Here is a 17112-nt window from a genome sequence, read left to right as displayed (position 1 = left end):
TCGTCCGCTCGATCCGCTGGTTCAAACATGAGTTAAGAGCGCGGCGCGGCGCGGCGGTTGCAGCTCGATCGCCCGAGATTGCGCAAGATCAGTCGAATCGGGTACGGCTGCCGGAGAATCGGCGCTTCCAGCCGCCACTTCGCCACCGCCCCATGTTCATGACCGCCCGCAGGACGGCCGCCGGCCCGGCGCTCGCCGACCTCCATCGCGCCGCCAGGCTGCTGCACGTGATCGCCTTCATGGCCGCCGGCGACCTGCGCGCGCGCTACCGCCGCAGCGTGCTCGGCCCCTTCTGGATCACGCTCGGCACCGCCGCCGGCACCCTCGGCCTGGGGCTGGTGTGGAGCGAGCTGCTGCACATGGACCGCGCCGTCTTCGTCCCGTCGCTGACCGCCGGCCTGATCATGTGGCAATTGCTGAGCGCCTGCATCCTGGAGGCGACCACTACTTACTGGCGCCAGGGCGCGATCCTGCGCAACCTCAGCGTCCCGCTGTCGATGCCGCCGATCCAGACGCTGCTCAAGCACCTGATCAACCTGCTGCACAACCTGCCGGTATTCGTCGCCGTGGTCCTGATCTTCCGGCTGCCGGTCGGCTGGGTCACGCTGCTGGCCCTCCCCGGCCTGCTGCTGGTCGCGCTCAACCTGTTCTGGATGGCGCTGCTGTTCGCCATGCTCGGTGCGCGCTACCGCGACCTCGAATACGTGATCGGCGCGGCGATGCCGCTGCTGATGTTCCTGAGTCCCGTGTTCTACCGCCCCAGCTACCTGCCCTTCAACGGCCGCTTCGTCTGGCTCAATCCGCTCAGCCACCTGATCGAGATCGTGCGCTATCCGCTGCTGGGCGCGGCGCCGCCCGGCTTCGTGGTGCTGGCGGTCTGCCTGATGGCGCTGGCCGGCTGGGCCTTCACGCTGTGGCTGTTCAACGCCAAGCGCGACCGCATCGCCTACTGGCTGTAACGGAGCGATGACGATGGCGCGCCTCGAATTGACGGACGTGACGGTGCAGTACCCGGTCTACGACGTGCGCGCCAAGTCGCTGCGCAGCCAGCTGGCGCGCATCTCGACCGGCGGACGGATCGAGCGCGCCGCCGGGGTGCAGATCGTGACCGCGCTGCGCGACGTCAGTTTTCGCCTGGACGACGGCGACGCGGTCGGCCTGGTCGGCCACAACGGGGCCGGCAAGAGCACCCTGCTGCGCACCATGGCCGGGGTCTACCGGCCGGCCGCCGGGCGCGTCTTGCGCGAGGGCCGGGTCGCGACCGTGTTCGAACTCGGCGCCGGCATGGACAACGAGCTGTCCGGCTACGAAAACATCCAGCGCATGGGCCTGCTGCTCGGCCTGCGCCAGGAAGAAATCCGCGCGCGCATGGCGGAAATCGAGGCCTTCACCCAGCTCGGCCCCTTCCTGCGCCTGCCGGTGCGCACCTATTCCACCGGGATGGCCACGCGCCTGATGTTCGCGGTGGCGACCTCGACCCGGCCCGACATCCTGCTGGTCGACGAGATCTTCGGCGCCGGCGACGCCGAATTCCAGGCCCGCGCCGCGCAGCGCATGGAAGCCCTGATCGCCACCGTGCGCATCTTCGTGTTCGCCTCGCACGACATGCAAGCCCTGAAGCGCTACTGCCGCCGCTTCCTGCGCCTCGAACACGGGCAGGTACGCGAGATCGACGTATCCGAACTCGAAGCCATGAGTTCCTCCACACGATAGACGTGGATCAGCAAAGCGCCAGATCGTGCGGGCTATGCTGGCAGCATGAAACGGCTCATCATCGACCTCGACGACACCATTACGCTCTCCGCCCAGGACGGGTACGAGAACGCGCTGCCCAACCTCGCCCTCGTCGCCCGCCTGCGCGAGTACCAGGCGGACGGCTTCGAGATCGTCATCAGCACCAGCCGCAACGTGCGCACCTATGACGGCAACATCGGCAAGATCAACGCCTACACGCTGCCCGTCATCGTCGCCTGGCTCGAAAAACACGCGGTGCCGTTCGACGAAATCCACGTCGGCAAGCCGTGGTGCGGGCGGGAAGGCTTCTACGTCGATGATAAATCGATCCGTCCGTCGGAGTTCCTGCGCCACTCGCTGTCGGACATCCACGCGCTGCTCGCGCTCGAGAAGACAGGTGCGTAAATGCTGCTCATCACCTCCGGCGCTTATGTGGAAAGCGAGCTGGCCTCGGAGTTCGGCCGCATTCCGCCCGCGTTCCTGCCGGTCGGGAACCGGCGCCTGTACACCTACCAGATCCGCCAGTTCGCGCGCCCGCACGCGCACGTCTGGCTGACCCTGCCGGAAGATTTCCTCCTCGACGAGGCCGACGCGCTGGGGCTGCGCGAGCATGGCGTCGGCGTGTTCCGCACCACGCCAGGGGCGCCGCTGGGGGTGGCCGTGCGCCAGTTCCTGGGCAGCGGGGTCGCGCAGGACGGCAGCGGCGATCCGCTCGACCTGCTGTACGGCGATACGCTGGTCACCGACCCGCTGCGCGAAGGCAGCGACTGGCTCGCCATCGGCCACACCGACGAATACTACGCCTGGCACCACGAAGCGCCGGCCAGCGGCCAGCCGGGCGGCGCCTGGACCGGGCTGTTTTCGTTTGCCGATTCCGCGCTGCTGGCCGAGCAGCTGGCCGGCACCGACGACTTCATCGCCGCGGTCCAGGGCTACGACCGCCGCATCGGCGGGCTGGCGCACTGGCAGGTGTCGCGCTGGCTCGACTTCGGCCACGTGCACACGTATTTCGATTCCAAGCGCGTCATGACCACACAGCGCCACTTCAACCAGCTGCGCGTGCTCGACGGCGTGGTCACCAAATCGAGCGACGACAGCGCCAAGATCCTGGCCGAAGCGTCCTGGTTCGAACAGGCGCCGGCCCCGATCAAGCCCTTCCTGGCGCCCTACATCTGCCGCACCGAGGCCGCCGGCGCGGCGCGCGACGGCGCCATGCTCGATGGCGACCGGCTTGCGGACAACCAGCTTGCGGATGACCAGCTTGCCGGCGATCCGCTCGCCGGTTACCAGCTTGAGTACTTGCACCTGGCCACCCTGAGCGAACTGTACGTCTTCGGCCGCCTGCCCGAGCCGGTCTGGCGCCGCATCCTGCGCGCCTGCGACGCCTACCTGCGCACTGCCAGCAGCCTGCCGGCCGTGCCGCTCGATGCCGACTTCGCGCGCCAGACCTATGTCGACAAGACCATGCAGCGGCTGCAAGCCTATGCCGACGCTGCCGACATCGACCTGGACGCGGCCTGGACCCTGAACGAGCGCCCGGCGCCCGCGCTGCGCACGATGGCCGAGGAAGCGGGGGAGGCGCTGTTGGCGGCGCCGGCGGTGCCCTCCTTCCTGCACGGAGACTTCTGCTTCAGCAATATCCTGTTCGACTTCCGCGCCGGTCGCGTCAAGACCATCGATCCGCGCGGCACCGATGCCCTGGGCCGGCCCAGCCGTTTCGGCGATTTGCGCTACGACCTCGGCAAGCTGGCGCACTCGGTGCTCGGCCTGTACGACTTCATCGTCGCCGGCTTTTACCTGCTGCGGCGCGACGGCCAGGACCTGCATTTGCGCATGCTGTCCGAGCGCTGCCTGCCGGTACAGCGCCTGTTCGCCAGCGCCACCTTCGCCGGCCGCACGCCGGCCGAGTGGCAGTCCTACCCCGTGATGGTGCTGCTGTTCCTGTCCATGCTGCCGTTGCACGCCGACGATCCGCGGCGCCAGCAAGCCCTGATGGCCAACGGCATCCGACTTTACCTGGAGTGGAAATCCGATGATCGTCATCCCGATGGCGGGACAAAGCCGGCGCTTTCGTGAAGCCGGCTACGTGCGCCCCAAGTATGAATTGCCGCTGCAGGGCGAGTCGCTGTTCGCACGCTGCGTGCGATCTTTCGAGCGTTACTTCGACAGCGAATCCTTCCTGTTCATCGCGCGCCGCGAATTCGAGGCCGAACGCTTCATAGCGACGGAATGCGAACGCCTGGGCATCCGCGATTACCGCACCGTCACGCTCGACCGGCCGACGCGCGGCCAGGCCGAAACCGTCCTGCTCGGGCTGCGCCAGGCGCAATCCGACAGCAACGCCGCGCTGCTGATCTTCAACATCGACACCATCCGTCCCGGCTACGCGTTTCCGCCCGAGGCGCTGGATGCCGACGGCTACCTGGACGTGGTGCGGGCGGATGGCGAGCACTGGTCGTTCGTACGCCCGGCAGCGACGTTCACCCGGCGCGTCGCCGAGACCAGCGAAAAACGCCGGATTTCGGCGCTGTGCTGCACCGGCTTGTACTGCTTCGCACGCGCCGCCGATTTCACCGCCGCCTGCGAGGCCGCCTTGTACGATGCCGATGACGCCGATGACCCCGACAAGGCCGGCAGCTATCTGGCGCGCTGGGGCGAGGCGTACATCGCGCCGCTGTACAACGACCTGATCGCGGCAGGCAAGCACATCGTGTATGCCGAGGTGCAGCCCGCGCAGGTGCTGTTCGCCGGCACGCCTGCCGACTACGAGGCGCTGCTGCGCGCCACGAGGAGCCCGTCTTGATCTACGTGTCGCTGCCGGTGCACACCCGCCCTGGCGTCATCGCCGGGCAGCTGGCCAATTTTGCCGCCTTCCTGCCCGACGCGCGCGTCGTGCTGCACGTGTCGGCCAACGCACGCTGCGCACTCCACGAGCTCGAACGGGTGCTGGCCGGCGCCGGCTGCACGAATGCGGCCATCAACGGCCTGCGCCTGCGCACCGATTGGGGCGACATCCTGCCGGCCCACCTGGCCAACCTCGACTGGATACGGCGCCATGCGCCGCAGTGCACGCGCATCTGCCTGCACGCCTCGAACGACATGCTGGTGCGGCCCGGGCTCGGCCGCTACCTTGCATGCGAGGGCAATTTCCTGCATCAGCGGCCGATCCGGCCCGGCAGCCGCTGGCGCTTTGCGAAAGCGGCGCTCGCCGATGCGGCGCTGCAGGCGCTGTGCCGCCGGCTGGGCGAGGTACCCGCGCCCCTGGTCGGCTCCCAGGTCGAGGGGTCGAGCTACGAGGCCGGGTTGCTGTACGAGGTCGCCGCCATCCTCGGCAGCGCCGCGCGCGCGGCGGCGCCCGTCGCCTATCCGCGCGAGGAAGTCTGGCTGTCGACCGTCGCGCACGCGCGTGGCGCGCGCGTCGCCGGGACGCCGTATGTGTTTTCGGAAGTGCACCGGTTCGACCGCAGCTTCTGGCGCGTGCTGCGCATCGTCGATCCGCTCATCGGCCGGCCCGGGGACGCACGCTACCTGCCGCGCCGCGCCCTCGAATTCCTGATGATCCGCTCGGGCTTTCACCGCATCGACCGGCGCCTGGTCGATCTGATCGCCGCCGATGCGGCCGACACGCTGGCGCCGCACGAGTGGCTGTCGGACGACCCCCACGGGGCCAGCCGGTGGCGGGTGTTCGACCGCCATGGCCTGTATGGCGTCAAGCGCGTGCCGCGCCGTCCCGGGCATCGGCTGCGCCGCTACATTGACCAACTGAGCGAACAACTGAGCGAACAACTGAGCAAGCTACCCGGCGAGCAGCGCAGCGACAGCCCGGCCGCCGGGGTCGCGCTGCCGATTCGGCCACCCGACCCGCGCCTTGCGCATCCTTCCCATGAAGACCGCTGACATCACGCTGGTGTTTCAGGGCCAGTTCAAGCCCTACGTCACGCGCGACCACGAAGACTTCGCGCGCAACCTCAAGCTGACCCGCAAGGTATTGCCGGGCGCGCCCATCATCCTGTCGACCTGGGAAGGCGCCGACGTGCCGCCCGGGCTCGCGGTCGACGCCGTGGTCGAGAGCGCCGATCCGGGCGGACTGGCGCCGCTCAAGCTGGACGACCTGAAAGCCAACAACATCAACCGCCAGCTCGTGAGCACCCAGGCCGGCCTGGCCGCGGTCGCGACGCCGTATGCGGTCAAGATGCGCACCGACTGCTTCCTCGAGCACGCCGGCTTCATCGACTATGCCCTCGAGCAGCGCAAGCTCGACCAGGGACGCGAGCGCCTGCTCGCCTGCTCCTTCTTCACGCTCGACCCGACGCTGTTCGAACGCCTGCCCTACCACCTGAGCGACTGGTTCCACTTCGGGCCGACCGCGCTGCTGCGCGAGTACTGGTCGACGGCGCCGATGTCGAACAAGGATGCGCGCCAGTACGAGACCCAGGCGCATGCCAGCAGCTCGTCGCTTTTCGAACGCAAATTCCGCGCGCGCTACGCGGTCGAGCAGCACGTCTGCATGCAGTTCGCGCGCTCGCACGGCTATGCCTGCCCGCGCTTCCTCAACGACGTCTCCGAGGACGTGCTGACCGCCTACCGGCGCTTTCTCGCCCAGGAAGTGATGCTGCTCGATCCCTGGCAGATCGGCCTGCGTTTCGAAAAATACGGCTGGGTGGCGGGCTCGCCATTCCAGCGCCTGAACAACCTGATGCACCTCGACTGGCTGGCGATCGCCGACCCGCACCTGGCCGGCCGCACCGATGCGCCGCAGCTGCGCAGCCTGATCCGCCAGCGCCAGCACCAGAAAGCGCTGGCGCGGCGGGCGTTCCGCTACAGCCGCGCGCTGCACACGCTGCTGTTCGACCCGAACCGGCCGCGCCATCCGGTGCGGCGGCTGGCGGCCCGGTTCGCGCGCCGGCTGGCGAGGAGCTAGCGTGCGCGTCGCCGCCGTCGTCGTCACCCATAACCGGCCCGAGCTGCTGCAGCAGGCACTGGCTGCCCTGCGCCTGCAAACGCGGCCGCTGGACGCCATCGTCGTCGTCGACAATGCCAGTAACCCCGCCAGCGCGGCGCGCCTGGGCCGGCCGGACGACGTGACCGTGCTGCGCTCGGACACCAACCTCGGTGGCGCCGGCGGCTTCGCGCTCGGCATGGCGCACGCCTTCGCCGCCGGCCACGACTGGATCTGGCTGCTCGACGACGACGCCATCGCCCGGCCCGACGCGCTGGCCCGCCTGTGCGATGCGATCGACGCGCTCCGCGGCCGGGCCGAGGATATCGGCGCCGTGTGCGGCACGGTGCGCGAATTCGGCGACATCGCCTTGCAGCACCGGCGCCGCTACCATCGCGTGAGCGGCCTGGAGCGCGCGCTGCCGCGCGCGGCGTATGCGGGCGCACCCTGCCGCACCGACACCGCGTCCTTTGTCGGACTGCTGATCCCGGCCACGGCGATCGCGCGCGCCGGCCTGCCCGAGCCGGCGTTTTTCCTGGCCTACGACGACACCGAATACGCGCTGCGCCTCGGGCGCGCCGGACTGCCGATCTGGCTGGCGCCGACCAGCGTGGTCGAGCACCTGCGCGAGCGCCGCGGCCGCCTGCGCGCCGGGCCGTTCGGCAGCAAGCATTACTTCACGATCCGCAACCGCATCGCCGTCGCGCGCGCTTACGCCAGCCTGCCGCCGGCGGCGACCGGCGTCGGCGTCACGTTCGCCCTGGCGCTGTGGCTGGCCAGCGGCGGCGTCTTCCAGCGCGGCGCGCTGCGCATCCTGTTGCGCGCCATCGCCGACGGCGTGCACGGGCGCCTGGGGGGCTATCCCGAGACGCTGGCGCGGCTGCAGAGGCGCCGGCCATGGCGGCGGCTGGGTATCCAGCGTTGAATCTGGTGCGCAGTGTGCCGCATACGTACCCATTCATGAAATCGAGCGCAAATCGGACTCGTCGACTGTTCAGATAGAACGGCAATCCGGAGGCTCGGTATCGTCATCGATGTTTATCGTGAGAGGTTTGTGCGGACTAGCACGCGCACGTGGTACGCATTACATTGTTACGACCCGTATCGCCGATGGAGAGAAGGAGCGCTACACGGTGACTTTTCCACAAGTGCCGCCCGAACTCGGGAAAGGATTCACCATGGAGCAATGCGAGCTGTTGGGGTACTAATAGTGCCTGCTCACTAAGGCCGGCTTCGGGTTGGTTGCAGACGATGGCCCACCAGACGGCAGATAAAATGTCGAAATGAACAACCTTATCCAGTAGACTAACGGCCAAAAACGGTCGTTAATTCATTCATATCCAAGGGACAGGTCATGGGTGGTTCTCAACTCAAGCAATGCGGCATCATGGTTGCCGTTGTTTGCATCACTGCCATCATTCTCTCCCTGATTTGGCGTGTGCCATATCTCTACACGGCGATGGGCTTTGCTGTTTGGGCTTTTGCCGGGCACCTGATCACTCTTGACGATGATTTTCCTGGCGGCTGGAGCAATCCGGATGGCGATGTTCCGTTCCCTTGGGCGGAGCTAGCGATTGAGGCAGCAGTCTTGCTTGCCCTGCTCTGGCTGGCTTTCTTGGCCCCAGCCCTTAGTCGGCTTGGTACATAAAAGAAGATCAACGCCTACTCTGGGCAGGTTGCGAAGTTCAAATGGATCTGCAACTGGCCAGATACGGACCGTCAGCTACGAATTCGAAAGCAAGAGAAACGTGGCCCACGCCATCCGCAGCGCCGTCGACATCGCGAGCACGCGCTGGTGCTCGCGATGCTGCCGAGGATCATCGCGCGGCGCATGGGCAACCCCGATCCCGGCTGGCGGCCTGCGGCAGAACCAGAATCAGTCGATTTCGCTCACGAACTGTCCGAGCGGGCGGCGCACTTTCGGCAGGTCGACCAGCCAGTCGTCCTCGGCCTTGCGGTAACCCAGCGGCAGCATGACCGCGCTGCGCAGGCCGCGCTCGCCCAGGTTCAGGATGCGGTCGACGGCGGCCGGATCGAAGCCTTCCATCGGCGTGCAATCGACTTCCTCGAAGGCGGCTGCGATGACCGCCGCACTGAAGCCGATGTAGGCCTGGCGCGCGGCGTGCTCGAAGTTCACCTGTGGGCCGCGGCCCGGGTAGGTCGACAGCAGTTGCTGGCGGTAGGCTTCCCAGCCTTCGTTGCGGAAACCGCGCACCTCGTTGGTAAGGTCGAACATGTGGTTGATGCGCTCGGGCGTGTAGTCGTCCCAGGCGGCGAACACCAGCAGGTGCGAGGCCTCGACCACCTGCGCCTGGTTCCAGGCGACGTCGCGGATCTGGGCGCGCAGCGCCGGATTGTTCACGATCAGGATTTCGTAGGGCTGCAGGCCGGACGACGTCGGCGCCAGGCGCGCGGCTTCGATGATGCGCTCTAACTTATCCTGCGGCACCTTGCGCGCCGGGTCCATTGCCTTCGTCGCATAACGCCATTTCAGTTTGTCCAGCAATTCCATCTGATGTCCTTTCAAATCAAAGATGCGTCATTGTGTTTGTTCATGGCAAATCGCGCCGATGGTAAAAATTTGTTGCTAGAGCAACAAGAGCGTACACTGAGCCGTACCGGAGTCTGCAATCCGCAAGGAGCGCGGCTTGGACACATCAGCACAGGGCAAGCAAAAAGTCCGCGGCGCTCCATTGAAGTGGTGGCGTACGAGCAGAGTTCCTCACCGGGTTGATCGAGAAAAGTCAGGAGACATGGATAAATTCGAATACGGTGGAATAACTCGCCGAGCGTTTCTGGTGTCCGCCGCTGCTGCCGCGGCGACCCCATTCTTCGTAAAGGCGGACGATATCGTTGGCAGGTCCGGATCCGGTCAGTGGTACGTATCCACCAGGGACGCGCAATGGATCCGCAAGGCTGCCGACGTTCAGATGTCGCGGCCTGCGCCGGCGCCGGACGTTATCGTCGCGCGCGAGGAAACTTATCAGACGATCGACGGGTTCGGTGCATGCTTCAATGAGCTCGGCGGCGCCGCTCTCGCCACACGTATCCGCGTTCGTGAAACCTGGCGCCAAACGCATCAAGGCATCCAGCTGGACCGGTTTCGAGAACGTGCTTGCGTTCCTCAACCCGGACGGTAAAGTTGTCGTCGTAATACAGAACGATCTCTCTACCGAACTGCCGATCACCTGGCAGGTCGGGGAAAAACCGTGACAGCCACGCTTCCGCCGAATTCATTCAGTACTTTCGTCGTATGAACCACCGCCGGTCTTTTACCGACTCACTCCTTTGGACGCGCCGATGCAGAAACAACAGACCTTACGCTGGCAATCCCGCCTGGCACTGATTCCCCTGCTGTTCGCGGCCGCCGCATCGCACGCGGCAACCGATCCCCTTGCACCGACGGCGCACTGGAGCGCCTACACTGCCGGCCGCGCCCCGACGCCGCCGATGGGCTGGAGCAGCTGGAACGCGTTCGCGACCGATATCGACGAAGCGAAGATACTCGGCTCCGCCCAGCGCATTGTCGACAGCGGGCTGGCCGCCAAAGGCTATCGTTACATCAACATCGATGACGGGTGGGCGTTGCGCCGCCAGGTACCCGATGGCCACCTGGTGATCCGTCCCGACCGCTTTCCGTCGTCCGTCCAGGGCGGCGCGAGCACGTTCCGGCCGCTGACCGACAAGCTGCACGCCATGGGCCTCAAGGCCGGCATTTATTCGGACCTCGGCCGCAATACGTGTTCCCAGGCCTATTCTTCTCAGAGTGCCGACCTTCCGAAAGGCAGTGTGCTGGAACGCGAAATCGGCCTGTACGGCCATATCGACCAGGATATCGCGCTCTTTTTCAAGGATTGGAATTTTGATTTCATCAAGGTCGACGGCTGCGGCCTGCGCGCGTACGGCGCCTCGGATCAGCGCGTCCGCTCGGGCGAGTATCGCGCGCTGCCGCCTGTGCTCGACCTGGAATCCGTAAGCCGTTCGAACATCCCCGCCGTGCAGCAGGAATTCACTCAGATCAACGCGGCGCTCCAGCGCAACAAGCCGGATGGCGACTTCCTGCTGTCGCTGTGTGTATGGGGCGCCGCCGACGTGCGCCAATGGGGCAAGAACTTCGGCAACATCTCGCGCACGAGCGACGATATCCGGCCGTCCTGGAACCGCCTGCTGAGCAATTTCGACAGCGCGGTGCGGCGCGAGCTGTATGGCCATCCGGGCAGCTGGAACGACCCCGACATGCTGTTCATCGGCGCGGGTGATTTCGATGCCGGCCACCTGGTCGAAGCCCGCTCGCACTTCTCCCTGTGGGCCATGCTGAACGCACCGCTGATGACGGGCGCCGACCTGCGCACGACACCGCAGGCGCTGCTCGACATCTTCGGCAATGCCGACGTCATCGCGGTGAACCAGGACCCGGCCGGCAACCAGGCGGTGCTCGCCTATGACGCCGACGATCTGCAGATCCTCGTCAAGCAACTGGCCAATGGCGACAAGGCGGTGGCCGTGTTCAACCGGGGATTCACGCCGATCGATGCCGACCTGACCGCCGAGCATCTGAAGTTCCGCAAGGACGCGCCGGTCACGCTGACCGATCTCTGGACCAAGGCCGGCTCCAGCTTTACGAGCGAGACCAGGCTGCGCGTCGCACCGCGCGAGACGCGCATCTTCCGCGCACACGGCAGCCGCATGCTGGCCCAGGGCTGGTATCTGTCGGAGCAGCCGGGCAGCGTGAATCCGGCCGTGGACGGGGTGACGACGCCGCAGGCCGATCCCACCGTGTTCCGTTCGTCGTTCGGCTGGAGCGGGACCAAGGGCGCGGGCGAGCGGCCGATGTATGCCGGCTGGGGCGGGGCGCGTGCCGACAGCACCCCGTACGGCCAGACGCTACGGATTGCCGGTGCGCCTTACCCCGCCGGGATCGGCATTCTGGCCAACTCCAGGCTGGAAGTGCGCAATCACGATGCTCGCCAACTGAGCGTCCAGGTCGGCATCGACGATTCGGCCCGCGATCACGCGCATGCTGTCACGTTCATGATCTACGGCGACGGCAAGCTGCTGGCAACGAGCAAGCCCTTGCGCTGGGGCCAGAGCGCGCAGGCGCTGACGGCCAATGTCGCCGGCGCGAAGATCGTCGAACTGGTGGCGCGCAGCGATGCGAAAGACAACGAGCAGCTGCCGGTCAGTTGGGGCGGCGCGGCAATGCAACCGTAAGGAGCGACAGTGAAACGACGTGAACTCTTGCAGCACATGGCGGCGGCCATTCCGGCGCTCGCCATGTCCCCTTATGCACACGCGGCCCATCCGGCTGCGCAGCGCATCCCCATGGCCGCGGGTCCGTTCGAGCCGGCCTGGCCCTCGCTGTCGACGTACCGGACCCCCGACTGGTTCCGCAACGCCAAGTTCGGCATCTGGGCGCACTGGGGGCCACAGTGCGAACCCGAATTCGGCGACTGGTACGGCCGCCTCATGTACGAGGAAGGCAGCGAGGTCTACCGCCACCACGTAGCGACGTATGGCCACCCGTCGGTGTTCGGCTTCAAGGACGTGATCCACCGCTGGAAGGCGGACCGCTGGGACCCGGAGGCCCTCGTGGGCCTGTACAAGCAGGCCGGCGCGAAATACTTCTTCGCGCTCGCCAATCATCACGACAACTTCGACCTGTACAGGAGCCGCTACCAGCCCCAGTGGAATTCGACGACGCTGGGTCCGGGCAAGGACCTGGTCAAAGGCTGGCGCGATGCCGCCCGCAAGCACGGGCTGCGCTTCGGCGTCAGCGTGCACGCGGCGCACGCATGGGCGTGGTACGAACCGGCGCAGGGTGCGGACAAGCACGGGCCGCTGGCCGGCGTCCCGTACGACGGCCGCGTGACGCCGGCCGATGGCAAGGGCAAATGGTGGGACGGGCGCGACCCGCAGGCCCTGTACGCGCAGAATCATCCGCGCAGCAAACCTGCGGCCGAGGGCGGCGTGGAGGACCAGCAGTGGCAATGGGGCGGCGGCGCGGCGGTCCCGGACAAGGCGTATGCGGACAAGCTGTACAACCGTACCATGGACCTGATCGATAACTACGATCCCGACCTCGTGTACTACGACGACACGGTGCTGCCCCTCTGGCCCGTCAGCGACATCGGTCCGCGCCTGGTCGCGCACATGTATAACCGCAGCGTCGCAAAACGGGGCAAGGTGGACGTCGTCGTCACCGGCAAGATCCTTGATGAAGTGCAGCGCCGGTCCCTCGTATGGGACATCGAGCGGGGCCAGAGCAGCCGCATCGAACCGCTGCCGTGGCAGACCTGCACCTGCATCGGCAACTGGCACTACGACCGGCGCGTCTACGCTAACCATGCGTACAAGAGCGCACAGACGGTCGTCCACATGCTGATCGACGTGGTCAGCAAGAACGGCAACCTGCTGCTTTCCGTACCGGTTCGCGGCAACGGCACCATCGACGAGCAGGAACAGGCCATCGTCGAGGAGATCGGCCGCTGGAATGCGCTCAACGGCGAAGGCATCTTCGATTCGCGGCCATGGTCGACGTTCGGGGAGGGACCGGTCATGGAAGCGGCGGCGGCGCCGATGTCGGGCCCCGGTTTCAACGAGGGCAAAGGCAAGCCGTTCACGTCTGAAGACATCCGCTTCACGGCCGGCAAGGATGCCGTGTACGCGTTCGTGATGGGCTGGCCGGAATCCGGCCAAGTGACCGTCAAGTCGATGCGCGCCGGCGGTCCACACCTGGACAAGCCCGTCACGCGCGTCGAGATCCTGGGCGGCGGCACGCTCGCGTTCCGCCAGACGCCTGCCGGTCTGCAGGTGACCTTGCCGCGCGAGCGGCCTGCGCTGGCGTATGCGTTCGCGCTCAAAGTGGTTTGATCACTGGCTGCCACGACCCCTTGCATACCCGGCAGGGCGCGGCAAATTCATGGCTCGTCCACGGCGTGCGCCTGCCCATGCACCTGCGTGTGCACTGCGACAGGCGCGCGGCCGGCATCGAGCACCCAGCCGATCAGCAGGAACACCGTCAGCGCATAGAACACGTTCGCCTTCATCGACCAGAAGATGACCTCGGTCAGGCCGAAGCTGGCGTAGGCGAGCACCAGCAGCAGCCCGGCCAGGGCGGGCGCCTGCGCGCGCCGCAGCTGCCTCCAAAAGAAGGCGAGCGGCGCCAGCAGGATGCCGATCCAGGCTGCCAGTCCGATGATCCCACGCGTGACCAGCACCTGCAGCAGATCGTTGTGCAGGTGCGGCGGTTCCGGCGGCGCGAACACGGCCGGGCTGAGCTTGCCTTCGGCGATCCACTCGCGCATGCGCCGTTTATAAGCCGGCGTGTCGAGGCCGACCCAGGGATGTTCGTGCACCAGCATCAAGCCGCCCCGCCATAGCTCCAGGCGCACACTCAGCGAGGTCGGCGCGCGGTTGCCGGCCAGGTACAGGCGCATGTCGCTGACGCCGATCGCGATGCGGTCGCGCACGCCGGTCTGCGGCTGCGCATAGGCCAGTGCAGCCAGCGCGACGGCCAGCAGCGGCAGGGCCAGCGCCAGGCGCCATGACACAGGCGATGACAGGCGCTGCGGCTGGGACTGCGGCTGCCGCATCAAACGCGGCACCAAGCGCGGCGCCAGCCGCGCCGCCCCCCCCGGCAACCACAGCAGCAGCGGCAACAGTACCAGCAGCGCCAGCATCAGCCAGCCGCCGCGGCTGCCGCTCAGCAGCGACGCCGCCAGCCCCGCCAGCACGCCGAGCGCCCCGGTCCAGCGCGCCCACGCGCGTGTGGCGTCGATGGCGCCGGCCAGCGACAGCAGGGCCAGGCACAGCGCCAGGTCGCCGAAGGTGATCGGATTCATCCAGCCGCCGGGGCGCGCTACGCCCAGCCACAGCCCCTGGAGCGCGACCAGCGCCAGGCTGCCCAGCGCACCGGCGGCCGCGCCCAGCCAGAGTGCGCGGGGCGGCGGCCGCGCGACCAGCACCACCGGGATCGCGGCCATCATCAGGCACATGCGCAGCGGTCGGTCGAGCATGCTGGGGTCGTGCGTGCGATCCAGCATCAGGATCGCCACCCAGGCCAGGTCGAGCAGGAAAGCGATGCCGACCCAGCGCATGCGCGGCCAGGCCGCTCTGAACGCCGCCCAGGCGTCGCGCCGCCACCACAGCGCGGTCGCGAGGAACAGGAAGCCGCACACGCCGATGCCGGCATCGGTCACCAGGCTGAGCAAGGGAAACAGCGCCGCCAGGATCGTGGCCCAGAGCTGGCGCTGCACGGCCCGATCCGGCAGGCGAAAACGCGAACGCGCCGCTTCAACCATGGCCGGACACGGCCGGGCAAAGCGAAGGCGCCCACCGAGCGAATCGAACGGATCGTGCGGACACGATGCAGACCTCCCCGCGCCACGAAGGCGACGCAAAACGGCAGTCTAGATCGGGCCAGGAGACTGCACGACAGCGATCACCTCCCCTTTGCGCCAGGTCGACTGGCCGCCACGCACGCGCCGCCCACGGTGGCGCCAAACCGACAGCGCCGCCGGCCGCGCACCATCATCCCCGCAGCCGCCGACCGGCCCCCGGGCAAAAGAACCTACAGCGCGACGTCGCTGCGCATCACCGGATACAGGTTCAGCCGCTCATCCCACGACGCGTGCCGGCGCGCGAAAAACTCCAGGCGCGCCCGCGGGTTCCTGGCGAAGGCCGGGTCGCTCTCGACCTTGTGGCGGAACTCGGCGGCCAGCGCCGGATCCTGGGCCATCTGCTCGCGCGCGACGTCCTCGGCGACGTACTCTTCCATGTATTCCTTGCGCTCGAAGGCATTGTTGAATTCGCCCCAGGCCAGCAGCGAATCCGGCGCCTGCGGCTCGAACAGCGCCATCACCAGGCGCGCTTTGGCTTGCGCGATCGGCACGAACAGGGCGCCGGCGCCGACGTCGCGCGCTTCCGGCTTCCAGGACCCTTCGGTTTTCAGGCGCTGGTGCGATTCGAACGAGGTGGCCGCGAAGGTCGCCTTGTCGGCGCGGTAGGTCTGCAAGGCGGCCCCATGCAGCGCCTGGTCCAGGCGGCGGTAGGCGATGCCGTGCAGCTTGAGCTTCGGCTCGACGGTCGACGCCCAGGCGGCCGGCACCAGGTAACCGGCGCGCGGCGCGTCGGCCTGCGCGTCGGGCACCACCTCGTCGCGCAGCGGCACATGCCAGACCTGCGGTTTGCTTTCGTCGTAATGAATCATCGTCGCGCCGGACACGTCGGACATCGTGCGCGTGTAGGCATAGCCCTGGAAGTCGACCATCGTGGTCTTGTCGGTGGTGCGGTAGCTCAGCGCGACCGGCTGGCCGGCCAGCCCTGCGGCGCGCGCGTCGGCCTCGAGTGCGGTCTGCATCCAGGCCTTGCCGTGGTCGGCCACCTGCTGCAGCGTCGAGACGATCGAATTGTGGGTGATGCGCACGCGGGCCGGGTAATCCTTCCACGAATGGGTCTCGACCAGCATCGTCATCCGGTTACGCAGCGGGAAATAGCCGGTCGAGAAGCGTGGCTCGTACACCGTGTCGGCGAAGCCCGAGGATGGATCATCAAGCTGGTTGAACGACATGTAATAGGTCTGCGGGGTCGAGCCCTGGCGGCTGATGTCCGCTACCACGCCGTTGCGGAACGCCAGGCCGGCCTGGCGCAGTCCGGCGTCGGCGCCATGCACCGGCTCGACCTGGATCGAGACGTCGTGCTGGAACTTGGCGCCGTCGGTGACGTGCAGGTCGACCGTGACCAGCGGATCCCAGGCCTCGATCAGGGTCAGCATCGCCGCCATCTCGGGCGCGTCGGCTTTCACGTAGTCGCGGTTCAGGTTGAAGTTCTGGGCGGTCGCGCGCCAGCCCATCTCGACCGGACCGCGCTGGTTCGGACGGTTCCAGCGGCCGAAGCGCTCGTGGCCGTCGACGTTGAACACCGGGACGAACAGCAGCACCTGCTTGTCGAGTACCCCCGGCGCCACCCGGCCTTCGAGCAGCTCGCGCAATGCCAGGAAACCGGCATCCTTGCCGTCGATCTCGCCGGCGTGGATGCCGCCCTGGATCAGCGTCACCGGCAAGCCGGCCTTGCGTGCGCCCGCGGGCGTGAGCGCGCCGCGCGCATTGACCGCCAGCGCCAGCATCGGCCGCCCTTCCGGCGTGGTGCCGAACTGGAAGCATTTGACCTGCTTCGGCCAGGCCTTCTGGAACTCGCCGCACAGCCGCACCACTTCGTCGTAGCGACCGGTCGACTGAAAGCCGGAGCGCTCGGAGACGGTGCGCAGCGCATCGTGGGTGCTGGCGGTGGCCGCTTGGGAGATGGGAAAGGCGGACAGCAGGGCCAGCAGCAAGGTGGTACGGATCATCAGGCAGCTCCAGCGGATTGAAAAGAATTCAAGCTGGAAATTATAGATGAGGCGGATGTGAAAAGGCCGGGATCAACCCGGCCTTTCGAGCAAC

At 67.2% G+C, this 17112-nt stretch carries 16 protein-coding genes; 13 read left to right on the top strand and 3 right to left on the bottom strand.

Translation table 11 applies throughout. The annotated features are described in order from the left end of the window. Nucleotides 1–152 precede the first annotated feature (152 nt). The 9 genes from FA90_RS20280 (at nucleotide 153) to FA90_RS20240 (ending at nucleotide 8321) form a co-directional block, all read left to right on the top strand. Entirely contained in the window at nucleotides 153–959 is an 807-nt protein-coding gene (locus FA90_RS20280) for an ABC transporter permease (RefSeq protein ID WP_051971952.1), read from the top strand. A 13-nt stretch (nucleotides 960–972) separates the two neighbouring features. Further along, on the top strand, nucleotides 973–1713 hold the full coding sequence (locus tag FA90_RS20275) for an ABC transporter ATP-binding protein (RefSeq protein WP_036176500.1): 741 nt from the start codon (nucleotides 973–975) through the stop codon (nucleotides 1711–1713). A gap of 45 nt (nucleotides 1714–1758) precedes the next feature. Next, on the top strand, nucleotides 1759–2139 hold the full coding sequence (locus FA90_RS20270; RefSeq protein WP_036172057.1) for a capsular biosynthesis protein: 381 nt from the start codon (nucleotides 1759–1761) through the stop codon (nucleotides 2137–2139). Further along, nucleotides 2140–3810, top strand: a complete 1671-nt coding sequence (locus tag FA90_RS20265) for a phosphotransferase (RefSeq protein ID WP_036172055.1) — start codon at nucleotides 2140–2142, stop codon at nucleotides 3808–3810. Further along, nucleotides 3767–4537 carry an NTP transferase domain-containing protein gene (locus FA90_RS20260; RefSeq protein ID WP_036172051.1) on the top strand — a complete coding sequence of 257 codons (771 nt, stop codon included), beginning with the start codon at nucleotides 3767–3769 and terminating at the stop codon, nucleotides 4535–4537. The genes FA90_RS20265 and FA90_RS20260 overlap by 44 nt, the downstream gene beginning before the upstream one ends. After that, nucleotides 4534–5631 (top strand): hypothetical protein, encoded by a 1098-nt coding sequence (locus FA90_RS20255; protein ID WP_036172047.1) that lies wholly within the window; start codon nucleotides 4534–4536, stop codon nucleotides 5629–5631. The genes FA90_RS20260 and FA90_RS20255 overlap by 4 nt, the downstream gene beginning before the upstream one ends. Next, nucleotides 5618–6655: a WavE lipopolysaccharide synthesis family protein gene (locus FA90_RS20250; protein WP_036172044.1), complete on the top strand. Its 1038-nt coding sequence runs from the start codon at nucleotides 5618–5620 to the stop codon at nucleotides 6653–6655. Before FA90_RS20255 ends, FA90_RS20250 begins: the two co-directional genes overlap by 14 nt. A gap of 1 nt (nucleotide 6656) precedes the next feature. Beyond that, nucleotides 6657–7598 (top strand): glycosyltransferase, encoded by a 942-nt coding sequence (locus FA90_RS20245; protein ID WP_051971951.1) that lies wholly within the window; start codon nucleotides 6657–6659, stop codon nucleotides 7596–7598. Between the two features lie 429 nt (nucleotides 7599–8027). Next, a complete protein-coding gene (locus FA90_RS20240) occupies nucleotides 8028–8321 on the top strand; it encodes a hypothetical protein (RefSeq protein ID WP_036172041.1) in 294 nt (97 codons plus the stop codon). 228 nt (nucleotides 8322–8549) lie between these two features. Here the strand turns inward: FA90_RS20240 and FA90_RS20235 are convergent, their stop codons facing one another. Beyond that, a complete protein-coding gene (locus tag FA90_RS20235) occupies nucleotides 8550–9185 on the bottom strand; it encodes an NAD(P)H-dependent oxidoreductase (RefSeq protein WP_036172038.1) in 636 nt (211 codons plus the stop codon). 241 nt (nucleotides 9186–9426) lie between these two features. Between FA90_RS20235 and FA90_RS27380 the strand changes: the two genes are divergently transcribed. From FA90_RS27380 to FA90_RS20220, 4 genes are all read left to right on the top strand, one after another. Further along, nucleotides 9427–9813, top strand: a complete 387-nt coding sequence (locus tag FA90_RS27380) for a hypothetical protein (RefSeq protein WP_036172035.1) — start codon at nucleotides 9427–9429, stop codon at nucleotides 9811–9813. Beyond that, complete coding sequence (locus FA90_RS27740; protein WP_373994642.1) at nucleotides 9785–9886, top strand: glycoside hydrolase family 30 beta sandwich domain-containing protein; 102 nt, start codon at nucleotides 9785–9787, stop codon at nucleotides 9884–9886. Before FA90_RS27380 ends, FA90_RS27740 begins: the two co-directional genes overlap by 29 nt. 87 nt (nucleotides 9887–9973) lie before the next feature. Then, nucleotides 9974–11884 (top strand): NPCBM/NEW2 domain-containing protein, encoded by a 1911-nt coding sequence (locus tag FA90_RS20225; RefSeq protein ID WP_051972229.1) that lies wholly within the window; start codon nucleotides 9974–9976, stop codon nucleotides 11882–11884. 9 nt (nucleotides 11885–11893) lie between these two features. Beyond that, nucleotides 11894–13543 carry an alpha-L-fucosidase gene (locus FA90_RS20220; protein ID WP_036172032.1) on the top strand — a complete coding sequence of 550 codons (1650 nt, stop codon included), beginning with the start codon at nucleotides 11894–11896 and terminating at the stop codon, nucleotides 13541–13543. 47 nt (nucleotides 13544–13590) lie between these two features. Here the strand turns inward: FA90_RS20220 and FA90_RS20215 are convergent, their stop codons facing one another. Then, complete coding sequence (locus FA90_RS20215; RefSeq protein ID WP_197065332.1) at nucleotides 13591–14928, bottom strand: O-antigen ligase; 1338 nt, start codon at nucleotides 14926–14928, stop codon at nucleotides 13591–13593. Between the two features lie 314 nt (nucleotides 14929–15242). Beyond that, nucleotides 15243–17018 carry a M14 family metallopeptidase gene (locus tag FA90_RS20210; RefSeq protein WP_036172025.1) on the bottom strand — a complete coding sequence of 592 codons (1776 nt, stop codon included), beginning with the start codon at nucleotides 17016–17018 and terminating at the stop codon, nucleotides 15243–15245. Nucleotides 17019–17112 lie beyond the last annotated feature (94 nt).

This window comes from Massilia sp. 9096 (genome assembly GCF_000745265.1).
GTDB lineage: Bacteria > Pseudomonadota > Gammaproteobacteria > Burkholderiales > Burkholderiaceae_D > Telluria.
This window is presented reverse-complemented; position numbering and strand designations above follow the sequence as displayed.